Here is a 17,102-nt window from a genome sequence, read left to right as displayed (position 1 = left end):
TGCAGGGTCAAAAGCAGGAGCAACATATGGGAATAATCATTCTCCTCGTCGTCGGTGGTATAGTCGGCTGGCTTGCGAGCCTCATAATGCGGACCGACGGGCAGCAGGGCATTTTCCTCAACGTGGTCGTCGGTATCGTCGGCGCTCTGCTCGCCGGCTTCATCCTCACGCCGCTGATCGGCGGCGCGCCGATCACTAGTGGCGAAATCAGCATCCAGTCGATCCTCGTGTCATTGGTTGGCGCGGTCATCCTGCTGGGCATCATCAACTTGGTCCGTCGTGGCTCGGTTCGCTGATCAGCCAGGTCGCTGGAGAAGGCCGAGCATAGCCGCCCTATAGATCCTTCGGCATCTTACTTCGTAAATCGACAATCCAGGAGAGAATCGATGAATAACAATCAAAATGGCACCTTCGGCTTCGACGATCAGAACCGCGGTCACATGGATCGGGCGGTCGATGCAGGGACCAGTGCCCATGGCATTACGCAAGGCGTCGCCAGTCCTGGCGTCATCTCAGCAATTTTCGACAGCAATGAAGAAGCGCAGCATGCGGTTTCGGAACTGCGCAAGTTGGGCGTCAACGATGCCGACCTGTCACTCATCGCACAAGCAAAAGGCACGATGACCACGCGCGAAGGTGGCGGTGAAATAACCGACGAGGAACATTCAAACGTCCTCCGAGGCATTCTCGGCGGCGGCGCACTCGGTGCGGGCCTTGGCGTCGCAGCCCTCGCGATCCCCGGCGTTGGTCCTCTGGCGGCCCTCGGCGCCATCGCAGCTACCGTGGTCCCGGAGGCCATGGCAATCGGCGCAGTTGCAGGCGCCGCTGCAGGCACCTTTAACGAATCTCTCAAGAAGCACGGCGTCAGTGATGACGATGCCGCCTATTACGGCGACCGTCTGAAAGGCGGTGGGGTTTTAGTTACAGCGAACGCTAGCGGCCTCGATCGCGAACAGGCGCAAGAAGTGCTCTATCGCAATGGCGGTCATTCCGCAGCGCGAGCCCGGTCCGCAACTATCTAAGCGCTGCCCGAGAGCGGAGGCGCCACCACCTAGGTGCCTCCGCCTTTCATCAATCGACCCATCGGCCCGAGTTTATCTTGTAGATCAACGCGCGACGATGCGCCTCCTGAGGCGACGGGCCCTACAGGCCTGGTATGCCTCTTAGCTTCTAACGGCGAAACGGCTGAGATATCGATCAAGCCCTCTCCTTGTAGGTTCGCTCCCAATTTAAGCCGTCAGATAGTAAGGCTTCCAAGTTACCGGTTTCTCCTGCCGCAGGTGGTCACGCATCTCGATTGTGATCGGAAGATTCTTATCAGTGCTCGGGTAGCGTCGTTTCTGCGAGTTCGGTCGTGAGCATCCCCCGATCCGACGAGGAAAGGTTGCGATCTCGCTTCGTTGCCCGCTTGGGTTTGGCTCACCTGGCTTTCTGGCGCCTGGTCTTTCGCGTGAGTCGTCGGCTGGCAGTTCGCTCCTCGGCTGCAGGCAGTGCCGAGGATGTCGCGGCCCTCGTTGAAGGCGACGAGTTCGTTATTCTTCAGAAAGGAGCCCGGCAGCCCGGCGAAGCAGAGCGGCTCGCGCGCCGGATTGCATGCGCGATAGCTGAGCCTTATTCCATCGTCGGGCATTCGCTCTTGATCAGCACCAGCGTCGGTTATGTACGATACCACCCATAATTGGTCGATCTGCCGTGATCGCGCCCCGCTAGAATCGGTCGGGCTGGTGACGACCCGATTGCGGCCATTCCGGCGATCTGTCATCTTCGCCGCTGAGGGTCCGCGCATATGAAGATCATGTTCATTACATTAGCTTTGGCAATGAGCGTTTCGAGCTCTTCGGAGCCCGATCTCGATGCGGTCGTAGCGGCCCCTGGGAACCATCGTGTCCTGCTAGAGAACGAGCAGGTTCGGGTATTGCAGGTCGAAGTCGCGCCGGGCGAAACCGAGAACGTTCATGAGCACCGCTGGCCAAGCGTGCTGCATATCCAGTCGGCGCAACCTGCCATCGACATTAGCTACGCCGTGAGCGATGGAACGCTGGTCGAAACAGGGCGGACCAATCTGCCCGGTGGCGCGCCGCCCCCGGCGATCTGGGTCGCGCGTCAAGGGGCGCATGCGGTCAAAAATCTGGGGAAGGCACCATTTCGGCTTCTACGAGTCGAGTTGAAACAGGCCGTACCTAACCGGAGCTTGCCAAGTCGCTAATGGCTCACTTGCGGACTTTCAGCCTCTAACCTGAGGTTCCTGGAAGCCGACAGCAACGGCTAGTGGCTTGGGCGACCGATGCGAACGAGCATCCCGCTGGGATCGCTGACGGAGAACTCATATGTTCCCCACGGCTTGGTGTGCGGTGCGCCCTCTTCGATGATTAGGTCGTGGACGTCTGCGGCCATCGCGTCGACGTCATCGACATACAGGTAAAGCCCGAACGGGTTGTCCTCGATGTTCTTCGGCCACCCGGGCGCATGGGTAAGGTGCAGATGCCATCCCTGGCCATCCTCGAGGATCCGATAGTCGCCGTAGTCGCTTACGACGGTGAACCTCAGGCGTCGGTAGAACGCCTCACTCGCGTCCAGATCGCTACTCGGTATGATCGCAACCGCACGATGATCCATGCTTCGGGTCTCCAAATCTAGGTTCCCCACGATGTGATCCCTCCCGCATGATTTGGCGAGCGCCAAAGGGCGCCGGCGCGACCGAAGCGGACTGCATAGAAGAAGTCCGGCAAGTCATGCCTCGTAACCGCGACCGACGCTGCTAAAGTCGGCACATGCCGGACAATCCTTCAGCGGCCAATCTTCGGACATCACGCACTCGGAGCATCATCGTCCATGCCTTTACCGCACTGGCGCTTGAGCACCGCTATGATGCAACTCGCGTAAGGCCCGATGATCGTTATTTCGTGGTTCGCGGACCCTTATGGCGCTTGGCCAATCCAGCGCTTGATCCAGAGGAACAGAGTCGTCTCGTCCACCAGCTCATGGAGGTACGCCGGGCTATCTCGTCAGCAAGGCGTTCAGGAGGCCCGACAGCGGAGAGCGAAGCGCATGCGGCAGTGGATCAAGCAAGCAAAGCGCGCTGGGCGAGCGGGGGCTAGTCCGGTGTGCCGACGGGACGCCTGACCTCAACCGCTATATGGTGACAAAAGCCGACTATGCCGGATAGCTCCAGACGGTCGACGATCCCTAGACGAAGCTATTGGAACTGGCAGGTCCTGTGGGGGTACTTGCCGCTTCTAGGTCTCGGCCGGAGTCGTTGAGCAGCCATTCCTCTGCCAATGCGAGATCACTAAAGAACGATACACCGGGTCGGTTGGTCAACCGCTTAGCCTGCAGTCTCGACAGCGATGATCCCGTGACGAAAGCTAACCGTTTCGACCGGAGCCGCGGTGCGCCAACGACCGACGAAAAAAGTCTAACGACGTCCTGTGTCTGGATTTTCATGCGTTGCACGTCGCACAGCATCAAATGTTCGTTTGGACCACGGCCCAAGCGATCCAGATTGAGATTCAAATCGTGCACGAATTCTACGACATCAGCGTGGCTGAAGAAGCCGCCCATGGTCACTCGGAGCATTCCAGTGGCGCGATCGACAACGGTGGTAAACTGCGCTTGCATGGAGCTGAAGTAGCTCTTGTTGGGTTAGCGCTTCGCCGCCAGGACGCTCCGGTTTCTTACGGAGCTGAGAGCCTGAGTGAGCTGCTCCAGAATCGCTGGTTTGGTCCGCGACCGCCATTAGAGGGGGGGGCTTCGGGAAGCCGCAGACGGCATAGAACAGTGCCACCGGGAGCCGCTGAGGGCGTTTTAGCCGAAGTGCCTATTGTCAGGAGTGCTAAATGAGGTTGGTCGCTTGTATCTCGCGGTGGCAATTATCTCGTGGTCGCGTTCAACATCGCCTACCTACGTGCAGACGAGAATCGGCAGACCAAAAATCGGGTTGGTCGGCGAAGACTCCTTGCGGGCCGTCGGAAACATGACAGATATAGCATCGCAAGTCCTGGCCGATGGCATGGACGAGTATACTAGGTGCGGCGAGCGATGCCGATGGGCCTGGGAGCGGCCGCGCTAGGCCCATCAGAACCGGAGGAACAAGCAGCGAGCGTAAGGGCAACGGCTAGAATAGCAGTCAGCGAGACGGAAAGACGTTCCATAAAGAACGAAGCGTCAAACGCCGACGGCGGTTTCGCCACTTCCGCGCTCCACCGTCCGCCGGACATCACTCGGTCGAATATCGACGATGCCAGGTCCGAAGAGAAAAAGATCAAGGCCGATTTGCCTCCTCGACGGGCGCACCGACGTCGATCAGCCGCTGTGCGATCCACCGATAAGGCAGGTGGCAGCTGGTCCAAGGGTGTTGCGGCTCGATCGTCGCAGCGTTCCAGAACTCAGTAAGCAGCTGCTGATCCTTCACGAACGGCCGCAGCACGTGGAGGGCGAGACGGACCTCAAGCGTGCCCACCGCTTCTCGAGATGAGCGGTGCGCGGCCTCACGAAGGATCTGCAGGGAGAGGTTGACCAAGGCGTGCCGGTGCGCCTGTCGCCGCGCACGCTGCTTGCCGAATGGTAGGGCAACCAAATCAATTCGAGGCGCTGGGCAATGCTGCGGGCATTTGACCGCATGGTGAGCGGCCCGCCAGTCGGTACTCCCGCCGTTCTTCCTCACCTCGGCGATAAGCGCGTCCAACTCCCACACTTCGCTCGCCCGGCAACTCCGGCACGAAACCCGCACCTGTGCTTCCACGCGATGAAGATCGAATAATGACTTGGGCGGGCCGACCATCCGGCTCAGGCGGTCGCCCACTCCTTAGAAAGCGCGAGATGGCTGAATTGCTCGGCTAGGAGAGCGCGCGCCTGCTGTGCAGCACCGACGACCTGGCGATAGTGGATCATCCTGAAATGCTCGGCCTCGTCGAACTCCACGGGGAAGCAATCCTCGGTTGGATAGCAGGCTTCGTATATCGCGCGCGCCGCACGCAGCCGGAAATCATGCTCGATGCTCAAGCTCCATCAGTTCCGAATCACCGCGGCTGACCGCGGACGTTAAGCTAGAACAATGCGCGAACATTGAGCAAGCGTGTTTCGGCCTGGGGTTAGCCTAAAGCGCTGGGCAGATCGTCGCGATGATTATGGCTGGCCATAGCGGGCGAGAAGCGGACGCCTTCACCGCCATCACGTGACACGTTGCTGGTAGCGGTGAAGGTGATCCCGGCTGCCGTCAGCGTCTCGGCAATCCTCTCAAGCGAAGGTGGCCGCGTCTACGCACGGCTTCGATGAGGGCAACCCCCCGGCATGCTGAGACGGAGCGGATGATAGAGAAGCTAAGCGAGCGAGTTGCTTCCCGCCAGGGATTTGGCCGGCTGGTCGCCAATTCGCACCGCAACTCGGAGTGACTAAGCGCAAGCTACTCTATAGGGCCTTCAGCTCGCGACGGAGGGGGGCTGCTTGGAACCAAGCCGCCCAGAGAGGCTCCCGCCCGCCTTACCAACGTTCCACGCACGCCGGCATGCATGGCATGATCAAATTGTGAGTGTCCCATTGTCATCTTCCGTGGCCTCCACAGCCAGCGGCTTCTCGAGTTCTGCAGGCAAGTCTAAAGCCAACCACTCAAACGGCCAGTTCCTTACGCGAAGCAAGAGCGAGTGCAGCGATCAGTTCGGCCGGAATAGGCTTGTTTGGCGAGAATGTGACACCCGCCTTGGACGCCTTGAGACCGGCTGCGACTATATCGCCTAAGAGCGTGCTGATCGCACCTTTTTGAACGTACAAGCCGCACTGTTTGCTAAAGGCCGCATAGCCTGCGATAATTACACCCGCTGAGCCAAACCCTGGCATGTCATACTTGATGACCTCATCCACGTCGGGAAGCGTTAGCGCAAGCTGGGCGCGAACAAACCTTAGCTGCGCCCGGAGTGCCTCAGGAGCCGCAGCAATGTAGGCATCATGATCGGCAAACGCGGTCATCCCATATTATCGGCTATCTGACGTGCCCGCGCAAGCGGCGCAGTGGCTACGGACCCAACAGGTCCATTCAAAAGCCGCCCACTCCCAACTACTCCTGGCTAACCACAGTTAATCGGCTAAACTAACGGTGGCTTTCGGGATGGCCCATGGGCTGGCCGACCGTCCGGGATCGGGGCGCACAGACTCCGAGAAAAGCGTTGGCTTCAATGTCGACTTTCCACCCGCAATCGTTTCAGGATTTGTCAACTGTGCGCTCAGATTCTGAAACTGCGCTAATCTCAGGCGTCATACTCTAATGTAAGGCATCCTAGTCCGAACGCTAAGTTCTTATAAAAGCTCAGACTATGCGATTAGAGAATTATGATGTTCCCACACTTCGCCCCTCACTCCGCAATTTGTATTTGCTTCATAAGAGGCCACGCCCCCGCCCGAGCGCTTAATGCTGATCAACGCTTCGTCGGCGCGAACGATGAGTTCGTCCAGATCGCGGCCGTGCTGCGGATATAGTGCATAACCGACGCTGGTGCTGATCAAGAGCGAATGCCCGAGGATCGAATAAGGCTCAGCTATCGCGCGTGCAACTCGGCGCGCGAGGAGCTCTGCTTCGCCGGGGTGCTGGGCTCCTTTCTGAAGAATAACGAACTCGTCACCTCCAACGCGGGCCGCAACATCGCTTCCGCGCAGCACGGATCGTAGCCGGTCCGACACCGCTTTGAGGAGCGCATCTCCCACAGGATGACCGTGGGTATCGTTGACCGCCTTAAATCGGTCGAGATCAAGGCAATGTAACACCAGCAGTCCGTCGCGGCCGGCGCTATCCACCGCCATGTCGTATGCTTCGCGCAAAGATAGACGGTTTTTGAGGCCGGTTAGTGCATCGGCGCGCGCAAGGGTCGCGAATGCCGCGCGCGAGGTGATCTCGGTCGTCGCTAAGCGATAGTTGCGCATCATGCTATGAATGCCGCCGAGCAAGAACAGGAGCAACAGCGCGCCGGTTGCCATGTAGGTCGGATCTGGCGTCGCCAATGCTGCCGCGCAAGTCGGGATCACGGCCAGCGCGAGGCTCGGCAGCGCGATCCATGGACGCAGGAAGATTCCTGCGGCAACACCCGCGGCGTAGCCAAACACCAGCCCGATCACGAGCATGTGCGCTTCGACGCTAGCGACCTGGAACGCACGCACGCTGAATGCCCCGAAAGCCGCCGCGAACGCCAGGTAGGGGATCGCGAACAGCCGCTCGACGTGACGCGCCGAGGGCAGATCCAACGCCAGGCCGCACGCGGTTGCGCGATATTTCAGTAGCGCGCCAAGCCGCGCAACCACGGCAACGCCGCCGATCGCTATCAACAATGTGAGGAGTTGGTCTCGGGCCTCCAGCGCGACATGGGTGCCAACGCCTAGAAAGGCCACCGCCATGATCGTGCTCGGCGTGAGCGTCGCATACAGCGAGCGCACGGCTACGATGTAGGTGCCTTCCGGTAAGGTCTTCGAGAGATCGAACATTTGAGGCCTCTTTTCTCAGCCTAGTCGCGGGACGTTAACGTTGCGTGCGGCTTCGGGCCGTAGTTGTCCGGTGCGGGGAAACGAGCGATTTTTACGCCCTGCTGTCGACTGGCTCTGCCGGCTCAGACGAAAATAAATGCTGGGAACTTCATACCGGGAGCAGCGCAAGCGATGGAATCGCCGAGGCGCAAAGTCAGCTCGATCATACCTCGCCCCTCCCGCGTGGACCGACAACAATTAGTCGAACCGGGGAGGGTCATCCTTTCGAATCTCAGGTGGCGGAAGCGTATCGGTCGATGCCAGCACTTCCATTCTCGTGGCCGCGCCAGCGCTAGTGCCAGCAGTCGGGCTGGTCGCTTCGTGCGCTGCTTTGTATGCCTGGGCCTTCCCCAAGTCCCCGCTGACTGCTTGGGGCGCGCAGCATGAACACGCGCTGGCCGTCACCCGCTTGGTGCCTGCCATCGCGGCCCGGCGTTCGTGTCTATTCATCGTGTCGTTAAGCTTTCAGATACTCGCGGACCTTCTCGGCGGAATTGCCGACGGCATCGACGGCACGCTGAAGCTCCTCTTTCGACACGCCTAAAGCCTCGGTCCAATAACGGACCTCATGCTCCTCCCCATCGCGATCGGGTCACGGTCGGGCAACCCCACGTCACTTAATTTGTCGGCCATGGTCCTCTCCTCTCTGCGAGTGAAACCCTGTCCTCGGCGAAAGTTTCCTGCCGGCTTGAATGGAACGCGACTCGGCGCACGAGAGTCACGATGCGATGGCCATTATCATGACCCCGATCGCGATGCGCGAATTGCTCGTTACCCACCTGGAGGGCGCGGCGGGCGAGAACCGGGCGCATTGGGAGCGAGCCATTGGCCCTGTCGAGAAGTTGCCTACCCACCTGAACCTACACTGCAATTGGGGCATCGAGCCTAAGGCGAGCGACCGCGACATTCATACAATTGAGCAGGCAGTCGCGTTGGTTCGCGCTGAGTATCCATACGTTGCTCCGTGAACATCCGGTAACGCCCGACGGTCGTTATTTTGTCGTTCGGGGCCGATTATGGCGTTTGGCTAATCCAGCTCTAGATCCCGATGAACGCGATCGGCTCGTCCATCAGCTTATGGATGCACGGCGGGCGGTTGCAAAAGCGAAGCGGGCAAAAGACTCAGCAGAAGAGAGCGAGGCGCATTCCGCAGTGGATGAAGCAAAACGCGCGCTCGGCGAACGCGGGCCGGTATGGTGGACCGACGGGGCACCAGATCTCAACCGCCACATGGTGGCGAACACGACATATGCCGTCTGGTTCGAGATGATAGGCAACTCCAAGACGAAGGTATTGAAACTCGACGGATAGAAGCTAGGCTCGCGGTATGCGAGTAGCCCCCCGCTCGATTGCCTGATCTCGGCCCTCACCGATGAGGGTGCTCGGCTGTCGTGGCGATCATCTTCGCCGATGTAACTGATGCTGGCTTTTGAGAGCGTCAACACGACTGACGGCATCCCTGGCAATCCATTCGCCGACCTGATCTGCATCCAAGCCGAACGACGCTGGCTCATCTAGTGAGTGAGAACCGGGACCGCGTGGCGGACAAACAGTTCGAACGGGGATGCATGAAGGCGTCTTCACGTCGCGGCGGACATGGATTAGATTTCTCGGCACGTCGGCGTTCATGGCCGTGGCCACCGCAATCGTGGACGCACTCCTCTAGGTAGAGGCCAAAAGCTGCCGGCCGGCTACCGATCCAATTGCGGACATTTGCCGGACAGGCTGAAGCGGCTACTTGAACGAGATGAAAAGTCTCATGCTCACCGGCTCGCTCAATGCAGTCTGGGTGCCCGCGCTTTTTGCCGCGTCCGCGGCGAGCGCGCAGGAGCATCAGTCTACTGAGCGGGAGCATAAGGAAGCGGCGGACGAGGAGCAACACGAGGAAGCCGAAGAAATCATCGTTCAGGGCACGCGCACGCGCCGCCGCATTCAGGACGAGCCAATTCGGGTCGAGGTGATCGTCCGCGAGGAGATTGAGGAAAAGCTCCTCATGCGTCCGGGCAACATCGCCATGATTGTCAACGAGACGCCGGGCATTCGCGTTCAGGTGACCTCGCCTGCGCTGGGAGCTGCCAATATTCGCGTTCATGGGCTGGAAGGCCGCTACACGCAACTGCTTGCCGACGGCCTGCCGCTTTATGGCGGGCAGACCTCCTCCCTCGGCGTGCTCCAAATTCCGCCGACCGACCTTGGACAGGTGGAGGTAATCAAGGGCGCTGCTTCCGCCCTTTACGGCCCCTCGGCACTGGGCGGGGTCATCAACCTCGTTTCACGCAGACCCGGTGACAGCTTCGAGGCTGAGACGCTGCTCAACCTGACCACGCGCGACGGGCAAGATGTCACTGCTTATGTATCCAGCCCGCTTGGTGGCGGATGGAGCGCATCACTGACCGGGGGAGCACACCGCCAAAGTCGCGACGATCTGGACGCAGACGGCTGGATCGACATACCCGAATACGAACGGTTGACTGCGCGACAGCGCCTGTTTTGGAAGGGCGCGGGCGGTGCCTCCCTGTTTGTGACATTGGGCGCGATGACTGAGAGCCGGATCGGAGGCACGCTACCGGGCCGCACCACGCCGGACGGGCAGCCATTTCCGCAGGCGCAGGGCACCGAGCGGCTCGACGCGGGTTTGGTTGCGGAACTTCCCTTGGAGGGCCTCGGCACGCTCGGCCTTCGCGCCTCAGGCGTCACTCAGAACCACCGTCACCTTTTTGGCAACGTGGTGGAAGACGACCGTCACGACACTATTTTTGCCGAAGCGTCGCTCACGGGCCGGTCGGGCGCAACCTCTTGGGTCGGCGGCGTCGCATTCCAGCGCGACGGCCTCCGTTCTGATGCCTTTCCCGCCTTCAACTACGGCTATGAAGTACCCGGCCTGTTTGCGCAGGTTGAACACGACGTTCGACCGAACCTCACTTTCGCTGCGAGCGGGCGGGTAGATTTTCATAGCGATTACGGGACGTGGTTCAGCCCGCGCGTGTCCGGCCTTTGGCGACCGGGGGCGTGGACTGTGCGCGCGTCCTACGGACGTGGCTTCTACGCTCCGACGCCTTTCGTGGAGGAGATCGAGGATGCGGGCCTGTCTCGACTTGAGCCGTTGCGAGACCTTCATGCGGAGACCGCGGAAAGCGGCTCAATCGACATCGGTTACGCGCATGGCCCGATTGAGACGAGCCTGACCTTGTTCTCCTCGACAATCAAGAAGGCGACGCGGCTGGTGCCGGTCGCGGCAGACCGGGTTCGGCTGGTGAACCTTGCAGGGGATACGCAGGTGGGCGGGTCCGAACTACTGCTGCGATACCGTCAGGCCCCGTTTACCGTCACCGGCAGCTACGTCTACATGGACGCGAGCGAGCCGGACGAGGTCGGTAGCGGGCGTCGGCAGACGCCGCTCGTTCCACGCCACACCGCAGGTTTGGTGGCAGTGTGGGAACGGCACGGGGCCGGTCGGATCGGCGTGGAGGCTTACTACACGGGGAAGCAGCCACTGGATGACAATCCCTACCGGAACGAGAGCCGTCCTTACATTCACGTCGGCATCCTTGGCGAGATTGCGATTGGCCGAGTACGTCTGTTCGCCAATGCCGAAAACATCCTTGGGGTCCGCCAGACCCGCCACGATCCTCTTCTTCGTCCGCAGCGAGCGCCCAGCGGGCAGTGGGCCGTCGACGTGTGGGCACCGACCGAAGGCTTCATCCTCAATGCAGGGGTCCGACTGCGGCTCGGGGAGGCGAGTAGGTGCGATGTCGGTGCGTCGACGTCCGCCTCCCACCCAATCCCGGACATTGGAGGCAATGACGCGCCGCGCGGAAAGCGGACGGTCGGCAAGCGACCGTTTGCGGACGTTCGTCGCCCAGGCGCGAAACGCTTCTAAAACGGGTTGGAGAACGCGGCCACCAGCGCCGTAGAACAGGTTGCTCTCCGCCCAGTAAGACCACCACTACGGACTGGCTCGCTGGTTCACTTTCGATAGGGGCGGCTTCATCTCAGAGGCGGAACTGAGCCACCGTTTAGTCGGGAGCTCTGATAAGCGAAGTCGATCGAGAAATGGTCCAACACGAGCCGGCTTCTTGCATCACGGTCATCCTCCAGGCTCGCGTTAAAACATGAAAAATTATGTTTCAGTCAAGCAAAGTAGAATGCATCTAGGTTAATTTCTGCGCTCATTTACCGTGTATGAATGACACTCGAGTGATTCAGGATGCAAAGCTTTGGAACAGCGAAAATCCCAGGAATTGTCATTATCAGAAATTGACGCGTTCCGCGATCAGCTGGGTCCGTTCGTCGTAGCTGCGGAGAAAACTCGCATGCCGATGATATTCACTGAAGTGAATCATGATCATAAAATACTATTCGCGAATGATGCGTTTTTGACACTCACCGGCTACAGGCGCGATCAGGCGCTTGGCAAGAGCTTTCATTCTTTGTTGGCCTTGGAGAGCAGGACTAAGACTCGTTCGCTTGTGGAGGCTGCGTTCCGTGGGGAGTGCGACAGTGACCCGGAAATTCACTATCGGCGAGAGAATGGTTCTGAGTTTTGGGCATCGATGTTCGTTAGTCCGGTGTGCGATGGGCAAGGCCATCCCATTCAGAACTTTGTCTCGCTAATAGATCTGACCACTCATCGACGAATGATCGATGAACTGAACCATCGGGTCAAAAACACGCTGTCAACGGTCCAGTCGATCATTTCTCAAGCAGTGCGTGATTTGCCTGAGGCCGATGCTGTGCGAGCTTCGATTGAGAGTCGTGTCCTCGCATTGTCACGGTCACATGACCTGCTAACCAGCCAAAACTGGGAAGGAGCTGGCCTGCATGAACTTATCCGTGGTGCATTGCATCCGTTCGAAGCCGTTGCTGGACATGCTGAGCGGTTCTTGATCAGGGGTGAAAATCTGCATCTTCAGCCGAAAATGGCGCTGGCACTGACGATCGCCCTCCATGAGCTTGCCACGAATGCGATCAAATATGGTGCCTTCTCAAACAACGCAGGTAGGGTCGAAATCTCCTGGGTATTGGTACTCGATGCGAATGGTGACCGACTGGTTCTGTGCTGGCAGGAACAGGGTGGACCGCCCGTGATCGCGCCGACGCATAAAGGATTTGGATCGTGGGTGCTCGAGCGCGGACTAGCCCATGAGCTAGGCGGCACTGTCGCACTCGAATTTTTGGAACAAGGCCTCATGTGTACAATAGATATACCCGCGCCCGTCGAGATGGATGTATGATCGGCCTGCTCGCTGGCAGAAGAATGCTCATCGTGGAGGATGAGATGCTTGTCTTGATGCACATCGAGGCCGCGCTCGCTGAACTCGGCTGCTCCACAGTCCTAGCAGCGGCGAACGTAGATCAGGCCGTTGGGCTTCTCTCCAAACACAATTTCGACCTCGCTATACTCGACGTGAACTTGGGTGGAGAGAAAAGTTACCCGGTCGCCGACGCTCTAGCGAAGCGTAGCATTCCCTTTGCATTCTCCACAGGCTGCGGTGACCATGGTGACCGCACCGACTTCGAAGAGCGTCCAGTTCTGCGCAAGCCTTACGTGCAGGCCCGTCTTAAGGCCGTAGTGACACAGTTGCTAACCGGTACTTAGTTGGTCTCGGCATTTTTTAGCTATGGTTCTCGGACTTTTGACGCGGGCGGCAAGCCCACATCGCTTCAGTAAGCTGCCAGTCCGCTATCGTGCTGATCGCCTCGCTTTGCGGAGGTGCCAACATTTCAGTGTTGGCAGCTCAATAACATCTCCGGAGTGCCCCTCTTAAGTCATTGTTTAGAATGATTTCCTCTCTGCGGTGTTTGCGGAATTGTACCGCGTTTCTCGACGCTTGTCCGCGCCTCTTTTTGTCCACCGGGGAACAGAGATGCGAAGCGCCCGGAACAGGACCGCGGATCGGTCAGGCGGCTTTTATGTGAGCCGATCAGCGCCCAAGTGGCCGCTTGGCCGGAACGCGAGGTTGCGCAAAGCAACGCGGTCTGCGGCGATTAGCTAAGAGCTTCTAACTCGTTCAAATGTGACCGGTTGGGGACCGGCGTTGAATAGGGGGACTGCAGCACCAGGCTGCTCAGCGGAGCCCATGATAGGCTATGAGCGAGCTTGGCCTACTCAAGGGGGAACCTCCCCCGCGGCTCGAAGGTTGCGCTTCATACATGCAAGAGCAGAGACCCTGATCGCCCCAAGCTTGGAAGTTGGCTCCCCGCCCTGTTTTGGCGAGATAGGATAAATTGCAGAAGCCTTACAGATACGACGCGAGGATTAAACGCCTTTCGACTAGCAGAGGTACTTTAGTGGCAAAGCCCGTCGACCCCCAGATTGCGCAGGATGCTGCTGAGAAACGCATTGATCACTTCCGGAAAGGACTAGGTCCCTTCGTCGTAGCGGCGGATCATACCCGAATGCCGATGATCTTTACGGATGCGCAGGTCGAGCGGCACCCTATCGTATTTGCTAACGACAGCTTCCTTTTGCTGACAGGCTATAGTCGCGACGAAATACTTGGCAAGAACATTGGCTGCCTGCTCGGGTTCGTAACGGACAAAAAGACACACTCCGACATCGAAAATGCTCTCGACCGCGGCGCGGACGGAATTTGGGAAGTCGAGTGTTGCAGAGCGGATGGATCTGAGTACCTGGCTACAGTTCTGACGAGCCCCGTCCTGGATAGAGAAGGCGTAATTCGTCAGAACTTTCTGTGCTTCGTTGAGGTTGCGGGCCGCTTAGATCGGCTTAAGGCCCAGCGCGATGAATTTAATGCGCTCTATGAAAATGCCCCCGGCTTCATCGCTGTATTGCGAGGAGACGATCACTGTTTCACTTTCGCGAATGCATCATACGAACGTCTGGTCGGTCGCAATAAGCTAGTAGGACATAGAGTTATCGAGGTACTTCCAGATGTTGCACGCCAAGGTTTCATCGAAATTCTGGATCGGGTATACAAAAGCGGAGAGCCATACGTAGGAAGTAAAGTCCCGATTCAATTTCCATCGGAGGATGGCTCTCCTTGTGTGACTAAGCATGTGAACTTTGTATATCAGCCTGTCCGCGACGGTGACGGGCGGATCAGCGGAGTGTTTGTTGAAGGCTATGACGTGACGGCGGAGGTTTTGGCCTCGAACCAACTTTCTTTTGTGGAAGGAAAGATCGCTCACGCCTCGCGGGTCAATGCCATGGGCATGATGGCCGCAACACTCGCGCACGAACTTAGCCAGCCCCTCACGACAATCTCAAACCATGCCTGGGCAAGCGCCCGTCGCCTTGAAGATTTGGATCCCGCGCATGCCGCCCCGCTGGCTGAAGGATTGCACGCGATCGAGGAGGCGGCCAGGCGTGCGAGGAATATCATCCGGAACGTGAGAGAATGGACATGGCGAGGTGAGACGTCAAAAACCGAGTTCAACTTGAAGTCTGCCGTAGAAGAGTGCGTGCGGCTCGTGCGTGCCGGCGGCTGCCCTACCGCTACTATCGACGATCGCATTTCTGAAGAGCTGGCAGTGTTTGCGGATCGGCTTCAGATTCAGCAGATCCTAATCAACCTATTGCGAAACGCCTGCGACGCGACCGATCTAGTTTCGAGCGGTCGAGTAACGGTTGATGCGACACTCAGTGAGGGGCTCGTAATCCTTAGCGTTACGGATGAGGGCTCTGGAATGTCTGGGGCCGCAGCAGAACGCATTTTTGAGTGGGTAGAATCATCTAAGGAGGGCGGGACCGGATTGGGACTCTCGCTTTGCCGCGCCATGGTGGAAGCACAAAAGGGCAAGATCTGGCTCGCAAGAAGCGACTCGTCAGGTTCGCAGTTCCGCTTCTCGGTGCCCGCTGCAGTATCGCGAGGCCGCGGTACCTCAGCCGTTGTGTATTGATCGCGCAGGCGAGGGATTACGCGTCGACGCGTAGAGGCTCTCGATCGGCGATATCTAGTGCGCTGGAAGGGGAAGCCCGGGCCACCGGGTATGCGTGGGCAAGCAATGACGACCCATGGTCCATGCGATGCGCCTAGTGATATGAGTGGGCGATAGCCGCCAGGGGAGGTGCCCAATGCTGTCGTTGTTTCTGTCGTTCGCCTTGTCCGTCGCCATTCTACCTCAGACAGCGCCAGCCGTGGATTATTCCCGGCTCGCCGTCCTGGGTGAGGATTGGGTAGCAGCCGCTCGCGCCGACAAACTGAGCACCTCTGAGGTGACGGTGGTGCTCGAACTCGCGCAAACCTGGAAGGCGAGCAACAGGGAGAATGAGTTCGACCCCTACGTCAGAAAGCTCAACGCCTTCTATGTGCGGTCGGCGCAAGACCCTGCAAAACTGCGCCCGATTGTGCATGGGGCCGCTTGCTGGCACTCGCGTAAGGTGGCCGCGGCCAAGACGGTGGATCCCGGCAAAGGGCGAATCGTCGAGCCGCCTAGCTTCCTGTGGAACTGGATCAGCCCGAGGAACCCCGCTCGCTGTCCTGGTTGAATGACGAGGAAAGCGGCTGTTCTCGAGCCGCTTCTCGACAGCTCTGCAGCTCGGCTCGTAGCACTTGAACGAGTTCGGCAGCGGGCGTCGTACGCGCGAGTGGTGCGCCTTGTCCGGCCCATTGCGCACCGAAGCCATGCTCTCCCTTTGCCTTCGCGGCGGCATGCAGAGCTTTGCCTGCGTCATACGCGATGGGGTAATCAGGAGGCAGACTGTTGCTAACCGCAGCCGCCAGTCCGGTGAACCGATTGGCGAGCGCCCGAGCCGGTCGGCCCGAGATAAGCGATGTTAGCGAGGTGTGGTAGGCGCCTGGCCCCTTCAACGCCGCACGGTAGGCTTCATCCGCTGCGCTCTCGGGACAGGCAACGAAGGCAGTGCCAAGCTGCGCCGCAACTGCGCCAAGATCCAGGGCGGAGGCGATCCCTGCGCCGTCCATGATGCCTCCCGCCGCTACGACTGGAATCCTGGTCTTAAGCACTAGAAGGCGCGTCAGCGCGATTGTGCCAAGCGCGTCGTCGGGCGCGAGAGGATCGAACACACCACGATGGCCGCCAGCTTCAATCCCCTGTGCCACAATCGCATCAATGCCGGCTGCTTCGATCGCACGGGCTTCGTTGAGACTAGTGGCCGTAGCCATCAACAAGATGTTCCGGTCGCGTAAGGCAGCTATGATCTCGGTGGATGGCAGGCCAAAGTGAAAGCTGACCACAGGCGGCGCCAATGTCAGCAGCATCGCTAGCATGTCAGGATCGTCCGCGAAGCTCTTGTAGACGGTTCTTAGCACTGTCGGCGGCTTGGCCCCGAACTCGTTAAAGAGCGGCGCAAGCCAGTCGAGCCAGGCCGCTTCTCTGGCAGGGTCCGCGTTGGCGATGGCGTGAACGAAAAGGTTTACATTGAACGCCCGGTTGGTTTGCGCTCGCGTCTCAATGATCATGGCGCGTGCGCCAGCGGCATCGGTCGCTCCAACGCCGATTGAGCCCAAGGCGCCTTGTTCAGACACCGCAGCCGCTAGTGCCGGTGTGGATACTCCTGCCATTGGAGCCTGAATAAGCGGGACCGAGAGCCCTAGTCGGTCGATGAACGAAGTCGGCATCCGACACCTCAGCGCGAGCGTTACGGTTGCTTATGGGCCTTGCAGCTGCGCCTG

At 59.2% G+C, this 17,102-nt stretch carries 18 protein-coding genes and 1 pseudogene; 11 read left to right on the top strand and 8 right to left on the bottom strand.

Annotation, left to right across the window (positions count from 1 at the left end):
* The first annotated feature begins 26 nt into the window (after positions 1–26).
* The 4 genes from OKW87_RS08310 (at position 27) to OKW87_RS08300 (ending at position 2,206) form a co-directional block, all read left to right on the top strand.
* Positions 27–296, top strand: coding sequence for a GlsB/YeaQ/YmgE family stress response membrane protein (locus OKW87_RS08310; protein WP_265543838.1), 270 nt, complete (start codon positions 27–29; stop codon positions 294–296).
* Positions 297–386: 90 nt separating this feature from the next.
* On the top strand, positions 387–1,022 hold the full coding sequence (locus OKW87_RS08305) for a hypothetical protein (protein ID WP_265543836.1): 636 nt from the start codon (positions 387–389) through the stop codon (positions 1,020–1,022).
* A gap of 332 nt (positions 1,023–1,354) precedes the next feature.
* Positions 1,355–1,678 carry a diguanylate cyclase domain-containing protein gene (locus OKW87_RS17540; protein WP_443025088.1) on the top strand — a complete coding sequence of 108 codons (324 nt, stop codon included), beginning with the start codon at positions 1,355–1,357 and terminating at the stop codon, positions 1,676–1,678.
* Between the two features lie 108 nt (positions 1,679–1,786).
* Positions 1,787–2,206 carry a hypothetical protein gene (locus OKW87_RS08300; RefSeq protein ID WP_265543834.1) on the top strand — a complete coding sequence of 140 codons (420 nt, stop codon included), beginning with the start codon at positions 1,787–1,789 and terminating at the stop codon, positions 2,204–2,206.
* 59 nt (positions 2,207–2,265) lie between these two features.
* Here the strand turns inward: OKW87_RS08300 and OKW87_RS08295 are convergent, their stop codons facing one another.
* The 7 genes and pseudogenes from OKW87_RS08295 to OKW87_RS08265 all read right to left on the bottom strand — a co-directional run.
* Positions 2,266–2,616 carry a VOC family protein gene (locus tag OKW87_RS08295; protein ID WP_265543832.1) on the bottom strand — a complete coding sequence of 117 codons (351 nt, stop codon included), beginning with the start codon at positions 2,614–2,616 and terminating at the stop codon, positions 2,266–2,268.
* 570 nt (positions 2,617–3,186) lie between these two features.
* The gene (locus OKW87_RS08290) at positions 3,187–3,561 is read right to left on the bottom strand and encodes a hypothetical protein (protein ID WP_265543830.1); all 375 of its coding nucleotides are present in this window, start codon (positions 3,559–3,561) and stop codon (positions 3,187–3,189) included.
* 700 nt (positions 3,562–4,261) lie between these two features.
* Positions 4,262–4,801 (bottom strand): hypothetical protein, encoded by a 540-nt coding sequence (locus OKW87_RS08285; RefSeq protein WP_265543828.1) that lies wholly within the window; start codon positions 4,799–4,801, stop codon positions 4,262–4,264.
* The gene (locus OKW87_RS08280; protein WP_265543826.1) at positions 4,786–5,001 is read right to left on the bottom strand and encodes a hypothetical protein; all 216 of its coding nucleotides are present in this window, start codon (positions 4,999–5,001) and stop codon (positions 4,786–4,788) included. The genes OKW87_RS08285 and OKW87_RS08280 overlap by 16 nt, the downstream gene beginning before the upstream one ends.
* A 603-nt stretch (positions 5,002–5,604) precedes the next feature.
* Positions 5,605–5,961 (bottom strand): iron chaperone, encoded by a 357-nt coding sequence (locus tag OKW87_RS08275; RefSeq protein WP_265543824.1) that lies wholly within the window; start codon positions 5,959–5,961, stop codon positions 5,605–5,607.
* Between the two features lie 342 nt (positions 5,962–6,303).
* Entirely contained in the window at positions 6,304–7,464 is a 1,161-nt protein-coding gene (locus OKW87_RS08270) for a GGDEF domain-containing protein (RefSeq protein WP_265543822.1), read from the bottom strand.
* Positions 7,465–7,960: 496 nt separating this feature from the next.
* Positions 7,961–8,068: pseudogene (locus tag OKW87_RS08265) on the bottom strand (DUF3606 domain-containing protein); the annotation flags it as partial.
* Between the two features lie 163 nt (positions 8,069–8,231).
* On the opposite strand from OKW87_RS08265, the gene OKW87_RS08260 reads away from it, so the two are divergent.
* From OKW87_RS08260 to OKW87_RS08230, 7 genes are all read left to right on the top strand, one after another.
* Positions 8,232–8,471: a hypothetical protein gene (locus OKW87_RS08260; protein WP_265543820.1), complete on the top strand. Its 240-nt coding sequence runs from the start codon at positions 8,232–8,234 to the stop codon at positions 8,469–8,471.
* Entirely contained in the window at positions 8,461–8,814 is a 354-nt protein-coding gene (locus tag OKW87_RS08255; RefSeq protein WP_265543817.1) for a hypothetical protein, read from the top strand. The genes OKW87_RS08260 and OKW87_RS08255 overlap by 11 nt, the downstream gene beginning before the upstream one ends.
* 436 nt (positions 8,815–9,250) lie before the next feature.
* Positions 9,251–11,383, top strand: a complete 2,133-nt coding sequence (locus OKW87_RS08250; protein WP_265544058.1) for a TonB-dependent receptor plug domain-containing protein — start codon at positions 9,251–9,253, stop codon at positions 11,381–11,383.
* A gap of 337 nt (positions 11,384–11,720) precedes the next feature.
* Entirely contained in the window at positions 11,721–12,737 is a 1,017-nt protein-coding gene (locus tag OKW87_RS08245; protein WP_265543815.1) for an HWE histidine kinase domain-containing protein, read from the top strand.
* Positions 12,734–13,102, top strand: coding sequence for a response regulator (locus tag OKW87_RS08240; protein ID WP_265543813.1), 369 nt, complete (start codon positions 12,734–12,736; stop codon positions 13,100–13,102). The genes OKW87_RS08245 and OKW87_RS08240 overlap by 4 nt, the downstream gene beginning before the upstream one ends.
* Positions 13,103–13,794: 692 nt before the next feature.
* Positions 13,795–15,366: an ATP-binding protein gene (locus OKW87_RS08235; RefSeq protein ID WP_265543811.1), complete on the top strand. Its 1,572-nt coding sequence runs from the start codon at positions 13,795–13,797 to the stop codon at positions 15,364–15,366.
* A gap of 175 nt (positions 15,367–15,541) precedes the next feature.
* Entirely contained in the window at positions 15,542–15,955 is a 414-nt protein-coding gene (locus OKW87_RS08230; protein WP_265543809.1) for a hypothetical protein, read from the top strand.
* On the opposite strand, the gene OKW87_RS08225 is transcribed toward OKW87_RS08230, so the two are convergent.
* A complete protein-coding gene (locus OKW87_RS08225) occupies positions 15,921–17,048 on the bottom strand; it encodes an NAD(P)H-dependent flavin oxidoreductase (RefSeq protein WP_265543807.1) in 1,128 nt (375 codons plus the stop codon). The genes OKW87_RS08230 and OKW87_RS08225 overlap by 35 nt on opposite strands.
* Positions 17,049–17,102: the final 54 nt, after the last annotated feature.

The sequence above is a fragment of the Sphingomonas sp. M1-B02 genome (assembly GCF_026167525.1).
Classification (GTDB): Bacteria; Pseudomonadota; Alphaproteobacteria; order Sphingomonadales; family Sphingomonadaceae; genus Sphingomonas.
The sequence above is the reverse complement of the archived record's forward strand: the minus strand, read 5'-3'. Positions and strand labels throughout refer to the sequence as shown.